The organism is Pseudomonas soli (assembly GCF_021283165.2).
GTDB classification, from domain to species: Bacteria; Pseudomonadota; Gammaproteobacteria; order Pseudomonadales; family Pseudomonadaceae; genus Aquipseudomonas; species Aquipseudomonas soli.
The window spans coordinates 4,553,644-4,574,412 of the sequence record NZ_CP128543.1; the positions used below are offsets into that span (position 1 = coordinate 4,553,644).

Sequence of the window (20,769 nt, forward strand, 5' to 3'; positions counted from 1 at the left end):
CCAGTGACGTACAGGCAGCCGCCGTTTCTGAAAGTGGCCTTGGCCGTCCCGGTCGTTTTTCTGAATCCCTCCCTCCTAAAGGCCTGGATCAATGAGCAAGCAACCCTCCCTGAGCTACAAAGACGCCGGTGTAGACATCGACGCCGGCGAAGCACTGGTCGAACGCATCAAGGGCGTCGCCAAGCGCACCGCACGCCCTGAAGTCATGGGTGGCCTGGGCGGCTTCGGCGCCCTCTGCGAGATCCCGGCCGGCTACAAGCAGCCGGTGCTGGTCTCCGGCACCGACGGCGTCGGCACCAAGCTGCGCCTGGCGCTGAACCTGAACAAGCACGACAGCATCGGCCAGGACCTGGTCGCCATGTGCGTCAACGACCTGGTGGTGTGCGGCGCCGAGCCGCTGTTCTTCCTCGACTACTACGCCACCGGCAAGCTCAACGTCGACGTGGCCGCCACCGTGGTCACCGGCATCGGCGCCGGTTGCGAACTGGCCGGCTGCTCGCTGGTCGGTGGTGAAACCGCCGAGATGCCAGGCATGTACGAAGGCGAAGACTACGACCTGGCCGGCTTCTGCGTCGGCGTGGTGGAAAAGGCCGAGATCATCGACGGCTCGAAAGTGGTCACCGGCGACGCCCTGATCGCCCTGCCATCCTCCGGCCCGCACTCCAACGGCTACTCGCTGATCCGCAAGATCCTCGAAGTGTCCGGCACCGACATCGACAACACCCAGCTCGATGGCAAGCCGCTGGCCGACCTGCTGATGGCGCCGACCCGCATATACGTCAAGCCCCTGCTGCAGCTGATCAAACAGACCGGCGCGGTCAAGGCCATGGCCCACATCACCGGCGGCGGCCTGCTGGACAACATCCCGCGCGTACTGCCAAAAGGCGCCCAGGCCGTGGTCGACGTGGCCAGCTGGCAGCGCCCGGTGGTGTTCGACTTCCTGCAGGAAAAAGGCAACGTCGACGAACATGAAATGCACCGCGTGCTGAACTGCGGCGTGGGCATGGTCATCTGCGTGGCCCAGGACCAGGTCGACAACGCCCTGAACGTGCTGCGCGCCGCCGGCGAGCAGCCGTGGGTCATCGGCCAGATCGCCGAAGCCGCCGAAGGCGCCGCCCAGGTCGAGCTCAAGAACCTCAAGGCACACTGATGCCGGGCAAGACCTGCAACGTCGTGGTACTGCTGTCGGGCTCCGGCAGCAACCTGCAAGCGCTGATCGACAGCAACAGCGCCAGTGACAGCCCGGTACGCATCCGCGCGGTAATTTCCAACCGCGCCGATGCCTACGGCCTGGAACGCGCCAAGGCCGCCGGTATCGACACCGCGGTGCTCGCGCACACCGGCTTCGACGGTCGCGAAGCCTTCGATGCGGCGCTGATGGCGCTGATCGACGGCTTCGCCCCCGACCTGGTGGTGCTGGCCGGTTTCATGCGCATCTTGAGTGGCGGCTTCGTGCGCCACTATCAAGGCCGCTTGCTCAACATACATCCGTCACTGTTGCCCAAGTATAAAGGGCTGCACACCCACCAGCGCGCGCTGGAGGCTGGCGATGCCGAGCACGGCTGCAGCGTGCACTTCGTCACCGAGGAACTCGATGGCGGGCCTTTGGTCGTACAGGCTGTGGTGCCGGTTGCAACGGACGACACCGAGCAGACGCTCGCCGAGCGCGTGCACCTGCAGGAACACCAGATCTACCCGCTGGCGGTGCGCTGGTTCGCCGAAGGACGCTTGCGTCTGGGCGAGCACGGTGCATTACTGGATGGCCAGCCGCTGGCGGCCAGCGGTCACTTGATTCGATCCTAGGAGAATTTATGCGTCGCGCCCTGCTCTTGGCTCTCGCCGTGCTCGCCCTGCCCCTCCAGGCAGCTGATCTGAAGCCTTTCGCGGCCAGCTACACCGCCGACTGGAAGCAGCTGCCCATGAGCGGCACTGCCGAGCGCAGCCTGGTGAAGAACGCCAACGGTACCTGGGACCTTAATTTCAAGGCCTCCATGATGATCGCCAGCCTGACCGAGCAAAGCACCCTCAAGCTCGACAATGACACCCTGCTGCCGCAGAAGTACCACTTCGAGCGTGGCGGCTTGGGCAAGGCGAAGAAAGTCGACCTCACCTTCGACTGGACCGGCAAGAAGGTGACCGGCAGCGACCGTGGCGACGCGATCAGCCTGCCGCTCAACCGCGGCGTGCTGGACAAGTCGTCCTATCAACTGGCGCTGCAGCATGACGTGGCCGCCGGCAAGAAAAGCATGACCTACCAGGTGGTCGACGGTGACGAGATCGACACCTACGACTTCCGCGTGCTGGGCACCGAGAAAGTGGCCACCAAGACCGGCCAGGTCGATGCGGTCAAGGTCGAGCGCGTGCGCGATCCTAGCCAGAGCAAGCGCATCACCGAGCTATGGTTCGCCAAGGACTGGGATTACCTGCTGGTGCAACTGCGCCAGGTCGAGACCGATGGCAAGGAATACGTGATCGTGCTGCAGGATGGCACGGTAGACGGCAAGGCGGTCAAGGGTAACTGATGGCGCTGCCTGCAATACCCGAAGCCCCGCCTTGTGCGGGGCTTCTTTTTCGGTGAGTGCCTGCACCGCCCAATCGCGGGCCAAGCCCGCACGTATTTGTGTTCGATTCGTGGAAGCGGGCTTGCCCCGCGACTGGCCTCTTCATGAAACTTGTTTCATCGCTGTTTTATTTACTTAGCCTGCTAACAAACTCTATAAAGAGGGTGTGCGACACGCTGTCGCAGCCAACTGAAGCAGTGGAGTTTAACGATGACAGTCCAAGTAACCGAACGCGACGAATCGAAAATGTCCCACGAAGGCCTGGCCGCTGGTGTGCGGATCTGGGATGTGCATCAACAGGGCCAACTGGTCGGCATGTTCCATGATGAGCACCAGGCCCAGCAATACCGCATGGAGCTGGAATACCTAGAGAACCAGCGACCGTCGCAATAACACCCTCTTCAAACGAAAAACCCCGCCTAGGCGGGGTTTTTCATGCTTACCACATCAGATCGTCAGGGATCTTGTAGGCTGCGTACGGGTCGTCCTCGTCCGCCTCCTCGACATGGGTGTTGAGCAGCAGGATGCGCTTGGGGTCGCGCTCCTGGATCTTCACCGCCGCCTCGCGTGGAATCACTTCGTAGCCACCGCCATGGGCGACGACCGCCAGCGCGCCGTTGCTCAGCTTGCTGCGCATCAGGGCGTTGACGGCGATGCGCTTGACCTTCTTGTCATCGACGAAGTTGTAGTAGTCCTCGGTATTCAGCTTGGGCAGGCGGGTCGCCTCGATCAACTGCTTGATCTGCGCGGCACGGGCCTTCTGCTCGGCCTTCTCCTGGACCTGGCGGTTCAGCTCCTGGTCTTTTCGGGCCTTCTCGGCCTGGGCTTCCTTGGCCAGGCGCTGCTGGCTGTCGTCCACCTCGACCTGGCCTTTGTGCTCCAGGCGTTTCTGTTTTTTCTCGGCCTTGTTGGTCTGAGAAACCTGTTTCTGGTTGACCAGACCGGCTTTGAGCAATTGGTCGCGAAGGGAAAGGCTCATGGAAGTTCACTCACTTATGCATCAGCTCAGCCGCAGCTGGGCAGGTTCTTTTCCTGACGCTTGGCCTCGCCCCACAGGGCGTCCAGCTCGTCGAGGGTACGATCTTGGATGTTCAGGCCCTGCTCGCGCAATGCCTGTTCGATGAATCGGAAGCGCCGCTCGAACTTGCGATTGGCGCGGCGCAGGGCGTTTTCCGGGTCGTGGCGCAGGTGGCGGGCCAGGTTGACGGTGGCGAACAACAGGTCGCCCAGCTCATCTTCCAGCGCATCGCTGTCGCCATCGGCCATGGCCTGCAGCACTTCGTCGAGCTCTTCACGGACCTTGTCCAGCACCGGCAGCGCGTCCGGCCAGTCGAAGCCGACCGTGGCGGCGCGCTTCTGCAGCTTGGCCGCCCGTGACAGCGCAGGCAAGGCCGCCGGCACGTCGTCGAGCAGCGAGAGCTGTTCAGGCTCGCTCTTCTCGGCGCGCTCCTCGGCCTTGATCTCTTCCCAGCGCGACTTGACCTGGGCCTCGTCCAGCATGGGGGTGTCCAGCGGCGCATAGAGCTCGCCGGTGGGGAATACATGGGGGTGGCGGCGGATGAGCTTGCGGGTGATCGCATCGACCACGCCGTCGAACTCGAAACGCCCTTCTTCCCTTGCCAGCTGGCTGTAGTAGACCACCTGGAACAGCAGGTCGCCCAGCTCGCCCTGCAGGTGCTCGAAGTCGCCGCGCTCGATGGTGTCGGCCACTTCGTAGGCCTCTTCGATCGTGTGCGGGACGATGCTGGCGTAGTCCTGCTTGAGGTCCCAGGGGCAACCGTATTGCGGGTCACGCAGGCGGGCCATCAGGTGCAGCAGGTCGTCGAGGGTGTAGGTCATGAATATCTTTCCTCAGCGAGGGCCTTGCCCTCGATCGCCGACAAGCCGGCGCCCACAGGGTTATGCCGTACCTGTGGGAGCTGGCTTGCCAGCGATGGGCCGCACAGCGGCCCCGTTCTGTCTCAAGGGGTACGGTTACGCCGCGTCTCGATGATGTTGGGCAACTGCGAGATCCTGCCGAGCAAGCGCCCCAGGGCGTCCAGGCCAGGGATCTCGATGGTCAGCGACATCAAGGCGGTGTTGTCTTCCTTGTTCGAGCGGGTGTTTACCGCCAGCACGTTGATCTTCTCGTTGAGCAGCACCTGCGAAACGTCGCGTAGCAAACCCGGGCGGTCGTAGGCACGGATGATGATGTCGACCGGGTAGGTCTGCACCGGGATCGGTCCCCAGCTGACCTGGATCATGCGCTCCGGCTCCTTGCCCGCCAACTGCAGCACCGAGGCGCAGTCCTGGCGGTGAATGCTCACGCCACGGCCCTGGGTGATGTAGCCGACGATGGCATCGCCCGGCAGCGGCTGGCAGCAGCCGGCCATCTGCGTGAGCAGGTTGCCGACGCCCTGGATCTGAATGTCGTTGCGCTTGCCCGAACGGATGCCCCGCGCCTGGCGCGGGATCAGCTCAACCGGCTCCAGGCGCTCGGGTTCGAGCAACTGCTGGGCGGCGTTGACCATATGCGCCAGGCGCAGGTCGCCGGCACCGAGGGCGGCGAACATGTCCTCGGCGGTCTTGACGTTGGCCTTCTCGGCCAGGCGCTCGAAGTCCACCTGCGGCAGGCCCAGGCGCGACAGCTCGCGTTCGAGCAGAGTCTTGCCGGCGGCGACGTTCTGGTCGCGAGCCTGCAGCTTGAACCAATGGACAATCTTGGCCCGGGCCCGCGAGGTGGTCACGTAGCCCAGGTTGGAGTTCAGCCAGTCGCGGCTCGGGCTGCCGTGCTTGCTGGTGATGATCTCCACCTGCTCGCCGGTCTGCAGGCTGTAGTTCAGCGGCACGATGCGCCCGTTGATCTTGGCGCCGCGACAGTTGTGGCCGATCTCGGTGTGTACCCGATAGGCAAAGTCCAGCGGCGTCGAGCCCTTGGGCAGGTCGATGGCGTGGCCGTCGGGGGTGAACACGTAGACGCGATCCGGCTCGATATCGACGCGCAGCTGTTCGGCCAGGCCGCCGATGTCGCCCAGTTCCTCGTGCCACTCCAGCACCTGGCGCAACCAGGAGATCTTCTCTTCGTAGTGGTTCGAGCTGGGCTTGACATCGGTGCCCTTGTAGCGCCAGTGGGCGCAGACACCCAGCTCGGCTTCCTCGTGCATGCCATGAGTGCGGATCTGCACCTCGAGCACCTTGCCCTCGGGGCCGATCACCGCGGTGTGCAGGGAGCGATAGCCGTTTTCCTTGGGGTTGGCGATGTAATCGTCGAACTCTTTCGGAATGTGCCGCCACAGGGTGTGCACGATGCCCAGCGCGGTGTAGCAGTCACGCACTTCCGGCACCAGCACGCGCACCGCGCGCACGTCGTAGATCTGGCTGAACTCCAGGCCCTTGCGCTGCATCTTGCGCCAGATCGAATAGATGTGTTTCGCCCGGCCACTGATATCGGCGTTGACGCCGGTGGCCAGCAGCTCGTTCTGCAACTGGTTCATCACGTCGCTGATGAAGCGCTCACGATCCAGCCGGCGCTCGTGCAGCAACTTGGCGATCTGCTTGTACTGGTCAGGCTCGAGGTAGCGGAACGACAGGTCCTCGAGTTCCCACTTGATATGGCCGATACCCAGGCGGTGCGCCAGCGGCGCATAGATATCGAACACCTCGCGCGCCACACGCAGGCGCTTCTCGTCATCGGCCGCCTTGACCGCCCGAATGGCACAAGTACGCTCGGCCAGCTTGATCAGCGCCACGCGTACATCGTCGACCATCGCCACCAGCATCTTGCGCAGGTTCTCGACCTGCGCCTGGGAGCCGAGCACCAGCGACTGGCGCGGGCTGAGGCTGGCACTGATGGCCGCCATGCGCAGTACGCCGTCGATCAGCTTGGACACCACCGGCCCGAAGCGCTGGCCGACCTCGGCCAAGGTCACCTTGCCTTCGCGCACCGAACGGTAGATGACAGCCGCCACCAGGGAATCCTGGTCGAGCTTGAGGTCGGCGAGGATTTCGGCGATCTCGAGCCCCGCCTGGAAACTGGACGTGCCATCGGCCCAGGAATGCTTGGCAGGGTTGCCTTTCTTCTCGACCTCGTGGGCAAACTCGCAGGCCTCCTTCAACCCCGGGCGATCGAGTTGCGAATCGACGCTCACCACATGATCGAGCCATGCTTCGAGATTGATACTGCCGTCGTTGTTGACCGGCTGGTGCACTCTCACCTGTACCATCTTTGCTTTACCTTTCCATACAGCGCACCACGCAGGTGCACTGGCTATCACCTGTGCGTCCCTCACTCCCTGATGGCCGCACCAAGAGGGCCAGCCCGGCTAGCCCGCTTCGAATAACGCCATGGCTTCGACATGCGCCGTCTGAGGAAACATGTCGAGAATCCCGGCCCTTTTTAACCGGTACCCCTGCCCGACCAGCACTTGCGTATCACGCGCAAGCGTGGCGGGGTTGCACGATACATAGACCAGCCGTTTCGCACCCAGCCGGGCGAGGCCTTGCACCACCTCGAAAGCCCCGTCGCGCGGTGGATCCAAGAGTACCGCAGAAAAGCCCTCGGCACCCCATCCAGCGCCTGCCAAAGGCTGCGATAAATCGGCCTGAAAAAACCGTGCGTTATGCACATTGTTGGCGTGGGCGTTGGCCTCGGCACGGCTGACCATGGCCTGCACGCCTTCCACCGCCACCACCTCGCGCGCCTGGCGGGCCAGTGGCAAGGCAAAGTTGCCCAGGCCGCAGAACAGGTCCAGGACCCGCTCATGCGCCTGGGGCGCCAGCCAGGCCAAAGCCTGCTGGATCATCGAGGTGTTGACCTGGGCATTGACCTGGACGAAATCCCCCGGCCGCCAGGCCAGCTCCAGGCCCCAGGGCTCCAAAGCAAAGCCCAGTTGCGCCGCGGCGTCTACTGGCGCCGGCTCGCCCTCGCCCTGCAGCCATAACTGGGCGCCGGCCTCGCGGCAGAATGCCTCGAGCCGCGCCAGGTCTTCACTTGGCAAGGGCGCCACATGCCGGACCATCACTGCTTCCGCGGTACCACTGAACAGCTCCACATGCCCCAACACCTGCGGCTTGCTCAAGCTGCGCAACACGGTCGGCAGGTGGCGCATGATCGCCTGCAAGGGCTGTACCAGCACCGCGCAGTCGTCGATGGCAACGATGTCCTGGCTGGCCTCGGCGCGGAAACCGACCTCCAGCTGACGCGCCTTGGTGTCCCAGCGTACCGCTACCCGCGCCCGGCGACGGTAGCCGAATTCCGGTCCGCACAAGGGAACAGCCCACTCTTCGGGCTGCACGCCGGCCACCCGCTGCAACTGCTCGGCGAGCAGGCGCTGCTTGAGCGCCAGCTGGCCGTCATGGGGTAGGTGCTGAAGGTTGCAGCCGCCACAGCGGGCGTAGTGACGGCAGGGCGCTTCGCGGCGCTCGGCGCTGGCCTGGAACACCCGTTCCAGGCGCGCCTCGACCACCTTGCCGCGTGCGGCAAGCACCCGCGCCTCGACGTCTTCGCCGCCCAGCGCGCCGCTGACGAACCAGGTACGACCCTCGCTGAAGGCGATGCCACGGCCGTCACCGGCCACGCGCTCGATAAGCAAGCGCTGCTTCTTGCCCACCGGCACTTGTGCGGCACGGTTGCCGCCGGCCGGCTGAAAACGCAGGCCGGTATTGCTTTTCTTTCTGGACATCAGGTCGGATCGAACAGGCCGGTGGAAAGGTAACGGTCGCCGCGGTCGCAGATGATGGCGACCATCACCGCGTTCTCGACTTCACGGGACAGACGCAACATCGCCGCCACCGCCCCGCCGGAGGATACGCCACAGAAAATGCCCTCTTCGCGGGCCAGGCGACGGGTGGTTTCCTCGGCCTCCTGCTGGGACATGTCGACCACGCGGTCGACCCGGGTGGCGTCGAAGATCTTCGGCAGGTACTCGTGGGGCCAACGGCGAATGCCCGGAATGGCCGAGCCTTCCATCGGCTGCAGGCCAACGATCTGCACCGCCGGGTTCTGCTCCTTGAGGTATTGCGAACAACCCATGATGGTGCCGGTCGTGCCCATGGAGCTGACGAAGTGGGTGATCGTGCCCTGGGTCTGCTGCCAGATCTCCGGGCCCGTGCTGTTGTAGTGCGCGATCGGGTTGTCGCCGTTGGCGAACTGGTCAAGCACCAGCCCACGGCCTTCGGCCTGCAGTTTTTCCGCGAGATCGCGGGCGCCTTCCATGCCCTCTTCCTTGGTCACCAGGATCAGCTCGGCGCCATAGGCGGTCATGGCCGCCTTGCGTTCGGCGGTGGAGTTGTCCGGCATGATCAGGATCATCTTGTAGCCCTTGATCGCCGCGGCCATGGCCAGGGCAATGCCGGTATTGCCGGAGGTGGCTTCGATGAGAGTGTCGCCGGGCTTGATCTGGCCACGCAGTTCGGCACGGGTGATCATCGACAACGCCGGGCGGTCCTTGACCGAACCTGCCGGGTTGTTGCCTTCGAGCTTGAGCAGCAAGGTATTGCTGGTGTTCCCGGCGATGCGCTGCAGGCGAACCAGCGGCGTATGGCCGACGCAGTCGGCGATGGTTGGGTACTGCAGGGTCATGGGCGTTTTCGCAATCCGGACGGCAGGGGCGCCTATCATACCGGCAAACCCGGCGCGGCCATATCACGCAATTGTCGGTGGTTATAGCGGGTAGCTATAAGCAATTGTTCCCTGGCACCGGGCTTGTCCGCGCCGGACCAACCGACGGCCCCGCTTCATGGGCAGGCAGGCGCATGCACAGGCGCAGGCCACGCTCGCCATTAACCGCCCACACCAGCCCACCCTGGCGGCGGATCGCATTGCGGGCAATGCTCAAGCCCAAGCCAAAGCCACCGTCCCCGGGCCGCGCCCCGTCCAACCGGGAAAACGGCGCGAAGATCCGCTCGAGGTCTTCCTCGGCCACGCCACCGCCGTCATCCTCCAGGTCGATACGCCAATACCCGCCTTCACGCCAGCCGCCCAGGCGCACCACACCCGCCTCCGGCGAGTGACGGATGGCGTTGCGCAGCATGTTCTCCAGCGCCTGGGCAAGGTCGTTGAGGCTGCCCCGCACCCAGCAGTCCGCCGGCAACGCACAGCGCAACTGCCCAGGTGCCCAGCCGCTTTCGTAACAGGCATTCTCGCTGAGCAGGTCCCACAGCGCCGGCACCTGGATCGGTTCCAGGTTCACCGGGGCGCGCTCGGCGTCCTGCCAGGCCAGTTGCAAAGTGTCCTCGACCAGTTGCTGCATGCCGTCCACCTCGCGGTGCAGGCGTTCGCGCAGGCGCTGCAGGTCGGTTTCGCCGTCGCAGGCCACGCGCAGGCGGCTGAGCGGCGTGCGCATCTCGTGGGACAGGTCGCGCAGCAACTGCTGCTGCAAGGCCACGGTGCCCTGCAGGCGCTCGGCCATCTGGTCGAAGGCCCTGGCCAGTTCGCCCAGCTCGTCCTTGCGCCGGGTGGTGCGCGGATCCAGGCGCGCCGCCAGTTGGTCGGCGTGCCAGGCGCTGGCCTGTTCTCGCAATTGGTTGAGCGGCACGATCAGCATGCGGTACAGGCCGACGCACAACAGCAGGGTAAACAGTCCAGGAATGATGCCGTTGGTGACGATGCGCCAGAACAACCGGTACTGGCCCGGGTTGAAGCGCTCCGGCAGCTCGATCACTAACATGCCCTGCTCCGGCGCGCCGGGGAACGGCAGGCGCAACCAGGGCTGGCCGATACTGCGCCGGCTCATCGGCCAGTCAACGCCGCGCAGGCGGGTCAGGCGCTGGGCCTGCCGGGCAGTGAGATCAGCGTTGCCCAACGGCTGCAGGTCGCCATCAAGCACCCCCGCCCAGCCTTGCTCGCGCCCACGCATCTCGGCCAGCCAGGCATCGACACCATCAGCGCCGCCCCTGCGCCAGGCCAGCTCCGCCTCGGCCGCGTAACCACGCAGCACCTGACGCGCGGGTTCGGAAAGGAAGGCGTCCTGGGTTTCCATATGGCGACCCCAGCTGTAGCTGAGGCCGATCATCAGCAGGCAGAAGCCCACCAGCAGGACGGCCAATTTCCAGAACAGCGAATGGCGATCGAGCACGACTCAGTCGACCTCGCCCACGCCGAATACATAGCCCTTGCCCCAGACGGTGCGGATCTGCCGCTCGTGATAACCGATGGCCTTGAGCTTGCGGCGAATCTGGCTGACGTGCATGTCCAGGCTGCGGTCATGGCGCGAGTATCCGCGCTGCAGCACCTGCTGGTACAGGAACGGCTTGCTGAGGACCTCGTCCTCGCTGCGATACAAGGTGTCGAGCAGGCGGTATTCGCTGGGGGTCAGCCCGGCCCACTGGCCGGCAAGGCAGATATCGGCCGCTTGCTCGTCAAAGCGCAACAGCGGCTCCGCCTCCTTGCGCGGCGCCAACGCCCGTCGTTCGAAAGCCACTCGGCGCAGGATGGCCTCGATGCGCACCCGCAGCTCGGCGAAACTGAAAGGCTTTGGCAGGTAGTCGTCCGCGCCGCGTTCAAAACCATTGATACGATCGGCCTCGGCCCCCAGCGCCGACATCAGGATGACCGGCGTGGCGCTGCGTCGGCGCAGGCTGGTCAGCGCATCCAGGCCATTGAGGCCGGGCAGCAGGATGTCCAGCAGGACCAGGTCGAAGGCTTGTCGTCCCGCCTCCTCAAGCCCCTCCAGAGCACTACGGCACCAAGTCACCTGGAAGCCGCCGCGACGCAATTCTTCGCGCAGGTAGGCACCGAGCACGGGATCGTCCTCGATGGCCAGGATGTGGGTGGCGTGAATAGCTTCAGGATGCATTGGCAACTGCCATCGATTCTCAGTTGCGTGATTATTGGGCAAGCGCTCCTGGCAAGGCAACCGTCGCCCGACTGACGCGCCATCGTACAGCCGGCCTTACTTGGCAAACAAAAGCCTTACAAATGCCTGCGGCGCGGAGTAACGTTCCCGCTGATGCGCGAACAGCGCTTTTCAAGGCACATGACAGGAGACAGGTGTGCTCGACCGTTTGGGAATCCGCAGCCGCGTCCTGCTGCTGGCCTTGCTCCCCGCCAGCCTGATGGCCCTGGTGCTGGGCAGTTACTTCACCTGGTTGCAGCAGAGCGACCTGCGCACGCAGCTGCTGCAACGCGGCAAGATGATCGCCGAGCAGTTGGCGCCCCTGGCGGCGCCGGCCCTGGCCCGCCAGTCCCCGGCGCAGCTGGAGCGCATCGCGGCCCAGGCCCTGGAGCAGGTCGACGTGCGCGCCGTGGCGTTCCTCGCCGCCGACCGCACGCGCCTGGCCCACGCCGGCCCCAGCATGCTCAACCAGCCGCCCAGCGGCGGCACCGGCACGCAACTGCTGCAGCGCACCGGCAACGATGCCACCCGTTACCTGATGCCGGTGTTCGGCCATCACCGCGACCTGGCCACCGACGCCGTACCCGCCGAAGCCGAGCGCCTGCTCGGCTGGGTGGAGATCGAGCTATCCCACGACGGCACCCTGCTGCGCGGCTACCGCAACCTGTTCACCAGCCTGCTGCTGATCCTCGCCTGCCTGAGCCTGACCGCGCTGCTCGCCCTGCGCATGAGCCGCACCATCAACGACCCGATCAACCGCATCAAGCACGCGGTCAACCAGCTCAAGGACGGCCACCTCGACGAACGCCTGCCAGCCATGGGCAGCCACGAGCTCGACGAACTGGCCGCTGGCATCAACCGCATGGCCGAGACCCTGCACAGCGCCCACGAAGAGCTGCAGCACAGCATCGACCAGGCCACCGAGGACGTGCGCCAGAACCTGGAAACCATCGAGATCCAGAACATCGAGCTGGACATGGCGCGCAAGGAGGCCCTGGAGGCCAGCCGCATCAAGTCCGAGTTCCTCGCCAACATGAGCCACGAGATCCGCACCCCGCTCAACGGCATCCTCGGCTTCACCCATCTGTTGCAGAAGAGCGAGCTGAGCCCTCGCCAGCTCGACTACCTCGGCACCATCGAGAAATCCGCCGACAACCTGTTGGGGATCATCAACGAGATCCTCGACTTCTCCAAGATCGAGGCCGGCAAGCTGGTACTCGACAGCATCCCGCTCAACCTGCGCGACCTGATCCAGGACACCCTGACCATCCTTGCCCCGGCCGCCCATGCCAAGCAGCTGGAGCTGCTCAGCCTGGTCTACCGCGACACCCCGCTGTCGCTGGTGGGCGACCCCTTGCGGCTCAAGCAGATCCTCACCAACCTGGTGAGCAATGCCATCAAGTTCACCCGCGAAGGCACCATCGTCGTGCGCGCCATGCTCGAGGACGAGCAGGAAGACAGCGTGCAACTGCGCATCAGCGTCCAGGACACCGGCATCGGCCTGTCGCCGCAGGATGTGCGCACCCTGTTCCAGGCCTTCAGCCAGGCCGACAACTCGCTGTCACGCCAGCCCGGCGGTACCGGCCTGGGCCTGGTGATCTCCAAGCGCCTGATCGAACAGATGGGTGGCGAAATCGGCGTCGACAGCACGCCGGGCGAAGGCTCGCAGTTCTGGATCAGCCTCAACCTGCCCAAGGCCCACGACGACACCGAGGAGCAACCCGCCCAGGCCCTGGTCGGCCGTAGCGTGGCCATCGTCGACGGGCACGACCTGGCCCGCCAGGCATTGCAGCACCAGCTCGAGGACTGCGGCCTGGCGGTCACCGTGTTCGCTTCCTGCGACCAACTGCTGCACGGCGTGCAGGCGGCAAGCCAGGCCGGGCAGCCGTTCGACTTCGCCGTGCTCGGGGTCAATCTCGGCAGCCTGGCGCCGGAACAACTGGGGCAATACCACCAACAGCTCGAGCGCCTGGGATGCCAGTGCGTGGTGCTGTGCCCCACCACCGAGCAGCCGCTCTACCACCCTTACCTGCCCAACGCCCACGGCCAGTTGCTGGCCAAGCCCACCTGCACGCGCAAGCTGCGTCGCCTGCTGCTGGAACTGGTGCAGCCGCGCCGGCCGGTGTGCGAGCAACGCAGCAACGGCGGCCAACGCATGCCCAAACTCCTGTGCGTCGACGACAACCCGGCCAACCTGCTGCTGGTGCAGACCCTGCTCGAAGGAATGGGCGCCGAGGTACTGGCGGTGGACAGCGGCTATGCCGCGGTGCAGGCCGTGCAGGACGAGCCCTTCGACCTGGTGCTGATGGATGTGCAGATGCCAGGCATGGATGGCCGTGCCTGCACCGAACAGATTCGCCAGTGGGAGGCCAGCCAGAGCGGTCCGGCCCTGCCCATCGTGGCCCTCACCGCGCACGCCATGGCCAACGAAAAGCGTGCCTTGCTGCACAGCGGCATGGACGACTACCTGACCAAGCCGATCAGCGAGCGCCAATTGGCCCAGGTGGTGATGAAATGGACCGGCCTGAGCCTGGGATCACCGCCACAGGAACGGCCCAGTGAGCGCCTGCCCGACAGCAGCGAGCTGAAGGTGCTCGACCCGGAGGAAGGGCTGCGCCTGGCCGCCGGCAAGCCCGACCTGGCGGCGGATATGCTGGCCATGCTCCTGGCCTCGCTGGAGTCCGACCGCGAGGCCATCCAGGCCGCCCGCGACGCTGCCGACCGCAACGCCATGATCGAGCGGGTGCACCGGCTCAACGGCGCCTCGCGTTATTGCGGCGTACCGCAGTTGCGCGCGGCCTGCCAGCGCAGCGAGACCTTGCTCAAGCAGGACAGCCCCCAGGCGTTGCAGGCCCTGGACGAACTGGACCAGGCCATCAGCCGACTGGCCGAGCAGGCACGCGAAAGCGCCTGAATCCCCCCCCACAGGCTTTGCAAGAGTCGTGGCAGCGGAGGTGCGACTTGCCCCGCGACAGGGCCGTCACAGATCAATACCCGATCTCCCTGACGGCCTAGACTGTTGCCGACTCACAGAAGGAAGCCCCCATGCGCGCCCTGTTGTTCAGCAGCCAGCACTACGACCAGGAAAGCTTCACCCGCGCCGCCAGCGCGGACGCCCTGGAGCTGCACTACCAGTCCGCCCGCCTGACCCTGGACACCGCCGCCCTCGCCCAGGGCTTCGAAGTGGTGTGCGCCTTCATTAACGATGAACTCGACGCCCAGGTCCTACAGCGCCTGGCCGCTGGCGGCACGCGCCTGATCGCCCTGCGCTCGGCCGGCTACAACCACGTCGACCTGGCTGCCGCGCAGCGCCTCGGGCTCAGCGTGGTGCGCGTGCCGGCCTACTCGCCGCACGCCGTCGCCGAACATGCCGTGGCCCTGATCCTGGCCCTCAACCGCCGCCTGCACCGCGCCTACAACCGCACCCGCGAAGGTGATTTCACCCTGCACGGCCTGACCGGCTTCGACCTGCACGGCAAGACCGTCGGCGTGGTCGGCACCGGCCAGATCGGCGCGGCCTTCGCCCGCATCATGGCCGGTTTCGGCTGCCAGCTGCTGGCCTACGACCCCTACCCCAACCCTGAGCTGGTCGCCCTCGGCGCCCGCTACCTGGAGCTGCCCGAGCTGCTGCGCCAGGCACGTATCATCAGCCTGCACTGCCCGCTGACCGAACATACCCGCCACCTGATCAATGCCCAGAGCCTGGCCCAGCTGCAGCCCGGCACCATGCTGATCAACACCGGCCGCGGCGCGCTGGTCGACACCCCGGCACTGATCGACGCGCTCAAGAGCGGCCAGCTCGGCTACCTGGGGCTAGATGTGTATGAAGAAGAGGCGCAGCTGTTCTTCGAGGACCGCTCCGACTTGCCGCTGCAGGACGACGTGCTGGCACGGCTGCTGACCTTCCCCAACGTGATCGTCACCGCGCACCAGGCGTTCCTTACCCGCGAGGCCCTGGATGCCATCGCGGCCATCACCCTGGACAACATCGCCCGCTGGGCGGCAGGCAATCCGCAGAATCTGGTCACGGGATGATGCTAGGATACGCGGCATTTCTGGAGGACCCATGGTCGAACACGATTTCCGCTACACCCTTTTCAACCCGCAACACACCCTGATCGAGTGCCGCGCGCTGGTACCGGGCCGCTACCAGGTTACCGGCAACGGCGGCTCGATCCAGAAAGGCGACGCACTGCTGGTTTCGCTCAAAGGCAGCAAAACCCTGTCCATGCGCCTGACCGTGGACAGCGTACGCCACCTGATCAACCCCACCGGGCAGTGGGTGGCCGTGGCCCAGGGGCCAGTATTCAACGAACTGGAAATCCACGAGTGGCAGGTCAAGTGCGACGGCTGCGACGCGGTGCTGGACTTCGAGTTCGCCGCCGAAGCCAAGCTCGGCAAGAAGGGCCACGCCCCGGCAGCCACCGCCCGTGTCCAGGAGCTGGGCTGGGCCAGCCAGGGCGACAAGCACCTGTGCCCGCAGTGCCAGGAGCGCGCCTGAGTGAAACAGCTGCTGACCGGCGTGCTGATCGCCACTGGCCTGATGGGCTGCGCGTCGCAACCTTCGAAGCTGCAGCAGGAGCAAAGCTACCTGCTGGAGTGGATCGGTGAACGCCCGCTGATCGACTACAGCCACTTGACCCTGACCCTGGCCAGCGATGGTCGTGCCTATGGCAATGCCGGCTGCAACCACTGGTTCGCGCCCTATACGCTGGACGGCGAGCACTTAAGCTTCGGCAAGGTCGGCAAGACCCGCAAGCTATGCGCGCCAGCGCTGATGGACCAGGAGAAACGCTTCCTGCAGGCGCTGGAAACGGTGCAGCGCTGGGACGTGTCGCCAATCGAGCAGATCCGCTTCTGGCCGGCCGAGGGCAAGCCGCTGCGGTTCTGGCCTGAGGAAGGCTGAAACCATCGCGGGGCAAGCCCGCTCCTACGTGGGAGCGACGGTGCGCCGATGCGACTTGCCCCGCGATGCAGGGTTCAGGCGCCGCCTTTCAACGCCTTGATCTTGGCCTGCAAACCCTCGAGGGTCTGCTCGCCCAGCAGTTGCTCGCGCACCTTGCCCTTGTCATCGATGATATAGGTCACCGGCAGCGCCTCGCTGCGCGGCAGCTCATAGCGCTCGGCCGGGTCTTGCGCGAGCACGGTGAAGCCGATGCCGAGGGTCTCGGCGGCGGCCTTGAGGTCGGCGCCCTGCAAGCCATCGAAGTTCACCCCCAGCACCTTGATGCCCTCGGCATCCCACTGCTTCGCCGCAGCATTGAGCTCGGGGATTTCGGTACGGCACGGGCCGCACCATTCGGCCCAGTAGTTGAGCACCAGCCAGTGCCCCTCGACCTGTTCGGCCTTCACCGTATTGCCGTGCTGGTCCACGCCGTAGTCCGCACCGCAGCCGCCGAGCAGCAGGCTCGCGGTGATGGCCAGTGCAGCTGCCAAACGCCTTGCCATGGGTCAATCCTTCTCGAAGTTTTCAAGCATTGAAGTCGGTCGCTGCGGTTAGAATAGCCGCCACACCCAGCTGGATGCGACCCGTCATGACCGATCTGACCCTCTATCATAACCCGCGCTGCTCGAAATCCCGCGGCGCCCTGGAACTGCTCGAGGCACGCGGCCTCGCACCGACCATCGTGCGCTATCTCGAGACCCCGCCGGACGCCGCCACCCTCGAACAGCTGCTTGCCAAGCTGGGCATCGGCGCGCGCCAACTGCTGCGCACCGGCGAAGACGAATACAAGGCCCTGGAGCTGGCCAACCCTGCCCTGAGCGACGCTCAGTTGATCAAGGCGATGGTCGAGCATCCCAAGCTGATCGAACGCCCGATCCTGGTCGCAGGCAACAAGGCCGTGATCGGTCGCCCACCCGAGAAGGTCCTGGAGATCCTGCCGTGAGCGAACCCTACATCCTGGTGCTGTACTACAGCCGCCACGGCTCGACCAGCGAGATGGCCCGGCATATCGCCCGCGGCGTCGAGATGGCCGGCATGGAGGCACGCCTGCGCACGGTGCCGGCGATCTCCACGGAGTGCGAAGCCGTGGCCCCGGACATCCCGGCCAGCGGCGCGCTGTACGCCACCCTCGACGACCTGCGCCACTGCGCGGGCCTGGCCATGGGCAGCCCGACCCGCTTCGGCAACATGGCCGCGCCGCTCAAGTACTTCCTCGACGGCACCAGCAGCCTGTGGCTGGGCGGCGAACTGGTGGGCAAGCCGGCGGCGGTGTTCACTTCCACCGCCAGCCTGCACGGCGGCCAGGAAACCACCCTGCTGTCGATGCTGCTGCCGCTGATGCACCACGGCATGCTGGTAACCGGCCTGCCCTACAGCGAGTCGGCGCTGCTCGATACCCGCGGCGGCGGCACCCCGTACGGCGCCAGCCACCATGCAGGCGCTGACGGCAAGCGCGAGCTGGACCAGCACGAGATCACCCTGTGCCGCGCCCTCGGCCAACGCCTGGCCAACACCGCCAAGGCCCTGGGTGGCCAGCGTGGCTAGAAAACCCAAGGTGCTGCCGCCGCTGGAGTGGCTCGCCCCACGCGTACGGCTGACCCGCGCCCTGAGCCTGGCCTGCTTCTTCGGTCTGATCGCCCTGCTGGTGGTGAACAACCTGTGGTTCGCCAACCTGCACGGGGCGCGGGTCGAGGTGATCCTGGCCATCGAGCTGATCCCCCTGCTGCTGTTGCTGCCGGGCATGCTGATGGGCAGCGCCCGGGCGCATGCCTGGACCTGCTTCGTGGTCAATATCTACTTCATCAAGGGCGTGCTGGCCGCCTTCGACCCCGCCCGAGCGCTGTTCGGCTGGGTCGAAGTGCTGGTGAGCCTGGGGCTGTTCGTCAGCGGCTTGCTGTTCGTGCGCTGGAAGTTCCAGCAGGATCGACGCCTGGCCGGCGAAGGTGCCTGACCGTATCGGGGCCGCATTGCGGCCCCGGCGATCTCAATGGTTGACGGTATGCGCCAACATCACCGACAACTGGCACAGCGGCCGCCCGCTTTCGGCATGCCACTGGTTGAACGCCTGCTGCACCAGTGCCAGGTCACGCAGGCTGGTCGGCGGCTTGTCGATGATCTTCTGGGCGATCAACGCGGCGGCCATGTCGTCGGTGGGGATGAAGGTGTCCTTGCCGACCATGCGCAGGAAACGCGGCGCCGACAACCCGCCCAGTTGGTTGCCATGCTTGGCCAGGTACTTCCACAGCCCGACGATATCGGTCTCGGGCCAGTCGGCGATGAACGCGCCGAAACTGCCCTTCTCCTTCGCCACGTCGAGGATCATCTGCGCATTGCGCGGCACGCTCTTGAGCTTGCCCAGGTGGCGGATGATGCGCTCGTCCTGCATCAGTCGCTCCAGGTGCTCGGCGCCCATCAGCACCACTTTCTCCGGGTCGAAGCCAAAGAACACCTGCTCGAACGCCGGCCACTTGGCATCCACCAGGCTGTGCTTGAGCCCGGCGCGGAACACGCGCAGGGCCAGGGTCGACAGGTAGCGGTCGTCGGTGATGTCACGCAGCTGCGCGGGTGTGCGCGGCTGCGGCAGGAAGGCTTCCAGCGCCTGGGCCGAACCGAAGCGGTTCAGGCAGTACTCATGCAACCACTGGTAGTCACGCATAAGGTCAGATGTTCAGCACGTCGAGGAAACGCGGGGTGGCGCTCTCGTCGATCTTCAGGCTGGTGAAGTCGAACAGGTTGCGGTCGGCCAATTGCGACGGGGCGACGTTCTGCAGGGCGCGGAAGATGCTCTCGGTACGGCCAGGGTGCTTGCGCTCCCACTCCACCAGCATGTCCTTGACCACCTGGCGCTGCAGGTTTTCCTGCGAGCCGCACAGGTTGCACGGGATGATCGGGAATTCCTTCATGTCCGAGTAGGCCTGGATGTCCTTCTCGCTGCAGTAGGCCAGCGGGCGGATCACCACGTTGCGCCCGTCATCGGCGCGCAGCTTCGGCGGCATGCCCTTGAGCGCGCCGTTGAAGAACATGTTGAGGAAGAAGGTCTCGACGATGTCGTCGCGGTGGTGCCCCAGGGCCATCTTGGTCGCGCCGATCTCGTCGGCGAAGGTGTACAGGGTGCCGCGGCGCAGGCGCGAGCACAGCGAGCAGGTAGTCTTGCCCTCGGGTACCAGCTCCTTGACCACCGAGTAGGTGTCCTTCTCGACGATGTGGTACTCGACGCCCAGTTCCTTGAGGTAGGCCGGCAGCACGTGCTCGGGGAAGCCCGGCTGCTTCTGGTCCATGTTCACCGCGACGATCTCGAACTTGATCGGCGCCACCTTCTGCAGGTGCAACAGAACGTCGAGCATGGTGTAGCTGTCCTTGCCGCCGGACAGGCAGACCATGACCTTGTCGCCATCCTCGATCATGTTGAAGTCGGTGATGGCTTCGCCGGCGAGGCGACGCAGGCGTTTTTGCAGTTTGTTCTGGTTGACCGAGAGGGTGCCCATAGCGCTTGGATCCGCGAGGTGTGACAAAAGCCGGCTATTTTACGCACAAACCGGGCGGCGCAGTAGGTGAATCCGATAAAGACTTCAAGGGAATCAACAACCGTCCTGACAGCGCGATTTGCTCTAAAAAGCCGGTTTTATGCGGGAATCCGCTTCCTATACTGCGACATAAGGCCACATTGGCGCAGCACCTGGTGTCCTGGCCTCGGGCCATAGGCGCTCCATCCGGGGGGCGTTTGGCAACGACGATAGGAGTGACCCGTATGATTCATCACGTTGTTGGGCTGTTCACCCACCCCGACCAGGAGTGGCGGGAGATTCGTGGCGAGGATGAAAGCATCAGCCACATGTACCTGACACACACGCTGATCCTGGCGGCGATCCCCGCCGTGTCGGCGTTCATCGGCACCACCCAGGTCGGCTGGGTGATCGGCGAGCGGCCAGCCGTGATGCTGACCATGGAAAGCGCATTGTGGATGAGCATCATGTCCTACCTGGCGATGCTCGCAGGCGTGGCGGTGATGGGCGCCTTCATCCACTGGATGGCGCGCACCTACGACGCCAACCCGAGCATGGCGCAGTGCATCGCCTTTGCCACCTACACCGCCACTCCGCTGTTCATCGGCGGCCTTGCGGCGCTGTACCCACACCTGTGGCTGGGCATGCTGATCGGCACGGCGGCGATCTGCTACACCGTGTATCTGCTGTATGTCGGCTTGCCGACCTTCATGAACATACCGTCGGATGAAGGCTTCCTGTTCTCCAGCTCGGTGCTGGCGGTGGGCCTCGTGGTTCTGGTGGCGATCATGGCCGCGACCGTGATCATCTGGGGACTGGGCGTGGGGCCCGTCTATACCAACTGAACGCATACCAACCAGATCCAACCAACACTGGGGCATCACCGGGGCCGCCGCAAGGCGGCCTCGCTTCGTGTGCCTGACCGGCGGCTCGGCAGCCGCCCGTTG

At 65.2% G+C, this 20,769-nt stretch carries 22 protein-coding genes; 12 read left to right on the forward strand and 10 right to left on the reverse strand.

Features of this window, described 5'->3' with window-relative positions:
* Positions 1-91: 91 nt before the first annotated feature.
* From purM to LU688_RS21050, 4 genes are all read left to right on the forward strand, one after another.
* Complete coding sequence (gene purM, locus LU688_RS21035; RefSeq protein ID WP_038706623.1) at positions 92-1,150, forward strand: phosphoribosylformylglycinamidine cyclo-ligase; 1,059 nt, start codon at positions 92-94, stop codon at positions 1,148-1,150.
* The gene (gene purN / locus LU688_RS21040; RefSeq protein ID WP_023630172.1) at positions 1,150-1,803 is read left to right on the forward strand and encodes a phosphoribosylglycinamide formyltransferase; all 654 of its coding nucleotides are present in this window, start codon (positions 1,150-1,152) and stop codon (positions 1,801-1,803) included. The genes purM and purN overlap by 1 nt, the downstream gene beginning before the upstream one ends.
* A gap of 8 nt (positions 1,804-1,811) precedes the next feature.
* Entirely contained in the window at positions 1,812-2,522 is a 711-nt protein-coding gene (locus tag LU688_RS21045) for a DUF3108 domain-containing protein (RefSeq protein ID WP_023630171.1), read from the forward strand.
* 249 nt (positions 2,523-2,771) lie between these two features.
* Entirely contained in the window at positions 2,772-2,954 is a 183-nt protein-coding gene (locus tag LU688_RS21050; RefSeq protein ID WP_023630170.1) for a hypothetical protein, read from the forward strand.
* A gap of 46 nt (positions 2,955-3,000) precedes the next feature.
* Here LU688_RS21050 and LU688_RS21055 read toward each other — a convergent pair whose 3' ends face one another.
* The 7 genes from LU688_RS21055 to LU688_RS21085 form a co-directional block, all read right to left on the reverse strand.
* Positions 3,001-3,540: a DUF2058 domain-containing protein gene (locus LU688_RS21055; RefSeq protein WP_023630169.1), complete on the reverse strand. Its 540-nt coding sequence runs from the start codon at positions 3,538-3,540 to the stop codon at positions 3,001-3,003.
* Positions 3,541-3,566: 26 nt separating this feature from the next.
* Positions 3,567-4,400, reverse strand: coding sequence for a nucleoside triphosphate pyrophosphohydrolase (gene mazG, locus LU688_RS21060; RefSeq protein ID WP_023630168.1), 834 nt, complete (start codon positions 4,398-4,400; stop codon positions 3,567-3,569).
* Positions 4,401-4,522: 122 nt separating this feature from the next.
* A complete protein-coding gene (gene relA / locus LU688_RS21065) occupies positions 4,523-6,763 on the reverse strand; it encodes a GTP diphosphokinase (RefSeq protein WP_038706624.1) in 2,241 nt (746 codons plus the stop codon).
* A gap of 99 nt (positions 6,764-6,862) precedes the next feature.
* Entirely contained in the window at positions 6,863-8,221 is a 1,359-nt protein-coding gene (gene rlmD, locus LU688_RS21070; RefSeq protein WP_094011806.1) for a 23S rRNA (uracil(1939)-C(5))-methyltransferase RlmD, read from the reverse strand.
* A complete protein-coding gene (gene cysM, locus LU688_RS21075; protein ID WP_023631413.1) occupies positions 8,221-9,120 on the reverse strand; it encodes a cysteine synthase CysM in 900 nt (299 codons plus the stop codon). The genes rlmD and cysM overlap by 1 nt, the downstream gene beginning before the upstream one ends.
* Positions 9,121-9,214: 94 nt before the next feature.
* Positions 9,215-10,615 carry a HAMP domain-containing sensor histidine kinase gene (locus tag LU688_RS21080; RefSeq protein WP_160290649.1) on the reverse strand — a complete coding sequence of 467 codons (1,401 nt, stop codon included), beginning with the start codon at positions 10,613-10,615 and terminating at the stop codon, positions 9,215-9,217.
* A gap of 3 nt (positions 10,616-10,618) precedes the next feature.
* Complete coding sequence (locus tag LU688_RS21085; RefSeq protein ID WP_094011804.1) at positions 10,619-11,335, reverse strand: response regulator transcription factor; 717 nt, start codon at positions 11,333-11,335, stop codon at positions 10,619-10,621.
* A 196-nt stretch (positions 11,336-11,531) separates the two neighbouring features.
* Here LU688_RS21085 and LU688_RS21090 point away from each other — a divergent pair, with 196 nt between their 5' ends.
* The 4 genes from LU688_RS21090 (at position 11,532) to LU688_RS21105 (ending at position 16,280) form a co-directional block, all read left to right on the forward strand.
* The gene (locus tag LU688_RS21090) at positions 11,532-14,288 is read left to right on the forward strand and encodes a response regulator (protein ID WP_094011803.1); all 2,757 of its coding nucleotides are present in this window, start codon (positions 11,532-11,534) and stop codon (positions 14,286-14,288) included.
* 131 nt (positions 14,289-14,419) lie between these two features.
* A complete protein-coding gene (locus LU688_RS21095; RefSeq protein ID WP_094011802.1) occupies positions 14,420-15,409 on the forward strand; it encodes a 2-hydroxyacid dehydrogenase in 990 nt (329 codons plus the stop codon).
* Between the two features lie 31 nt (positions 15,410-15,440).
* Positions 15,441-15,875: a hypothetical protein gene (locus LU688_RS21100; RefSeq protein WP_094011801.1), complete on the forward strand. Its 435-nt coding sequence runs from the start codon at positions 15,441-15,443 to the stop codon at positions 15,873-15,875.
* Positions 15,876-16,280 (forward strand): META domain-containing protein, encoded by a 405-nt coding sequence (locus tag LU688_RS21105; protein WP_023632210.1) that lies wholly within the window; start codon positions 15,876-15,878, stop codon positions 16,278-16,280.
* Positions 16,281-16,354: 74 nt separating this feature from the next.
* Here LU688_RS21105 and LU688_RS21110 read toward each other — a convergent pair whose 3' ends face one another.
* Complete coding sequence (locus LU688_RS21110) at positions 16,355-16,822, reverse strand: TlpA disulfide reductase family protein (protein ID WP_023632209.1); 468 nt, start codon at positions 16,820-16,822, stop codon at positions 16,355-16,357.
* 86 nt (positions 16,823-16,908) lie between these two features.
* Here LU688_RS21110 and arsC point away from each other — a divergent pair, with 86 nt between their 5' ends.
* Genes arsC through LU688_RS21125 form a run of 3 tightly spaced genes read left to right on the forward strand, consistent with a single transcriptional unit; the run spans position 16,909 to position 18,270 of the window.
* Positions 16,909-17,262: an arsenate reductase (glutaredoxin) gene (gene arsC / locus LU688_RS21115; RefSeq protein ID WP_023632208.1), complete on the forward strand. Its 354-nt coding sequence runs from the start codon at positions 16,909-16,911 to the stop codon at positions 17,260-17,262.
* Complete coding sequence (gene wrbA, locus LU688_RS21120) at positions 17,259-17,864, forward strand: NAD(P)H:quinone oxidoreductase (protein WP_038706629.1); 606 nt, start codon at positions 17,259-17,261, stop codon at positions 17,862-17,864. Before arsC ends, wrbA begins: the two co-directional genes overlap by 4 nt.
* Complete coding sequence (locus LU688_RS21125; protein ID WP_031315197.1) at positions 17,857-18,270, forward strand: DUF2069 domain-containing protein; 414 nt, start codon at positions 17,857-17,859, stop codon at positions 18,268-18,270. Before wrbA ends, LU688_RS21125 begins: the two co-directional genes overlap by 8 nt.
* A gap of 33 nt (positions 18,271-18,303) precedes the next feature.
* Here the strand turns inward: LU688_RS21125 and LU688_RS21130 are convergent, their stop codons facing one another.
* Positions 18,304-18,975, reverse strand: a complete 672-nt coding sequence (locus LU688_RS21130; protein ID WP_023630776.1) for a DNA-3-methyladenine glycosylase I — start codon at positions 18,973-18,975, stop codon at positions 18,304-18,306.
* Between the two features lie 4 nt (positions 18,976-18,979).
* Positions 18,980-19,804 carry a tRNA 2-thiocytidine(32) synthetase TtcA gene (ttcA, locus tag LU688_RS21135; RefSeq protein ID WP_023630777.1) on the reverse strand — a complete coding sequence of 275 codons (825 nt, stop codon included), beginning with the start codon at positions 19,802-19,804 and terminating at the stop codon, positions 18,980-18,982.
* Positions 19,805-20,067: 263 nt separating this feature from the next.
* On the opposite strand from ttcA, the gene LU688_RS21140 reads away from it, so the two are divergent.
* Positions 20,068-20,667: a Yip1 family protein gene (locus LU688_RS21140; protein ID WP_023630778.1), complete on the forward strand. Its 600-nt coding sequence runs from the start codon at positions 20,068-20,070 to the stop codon at positions 20,665-20,667.
* Positions 20,668-20,769: the final 102 nt, after the last annotated feature.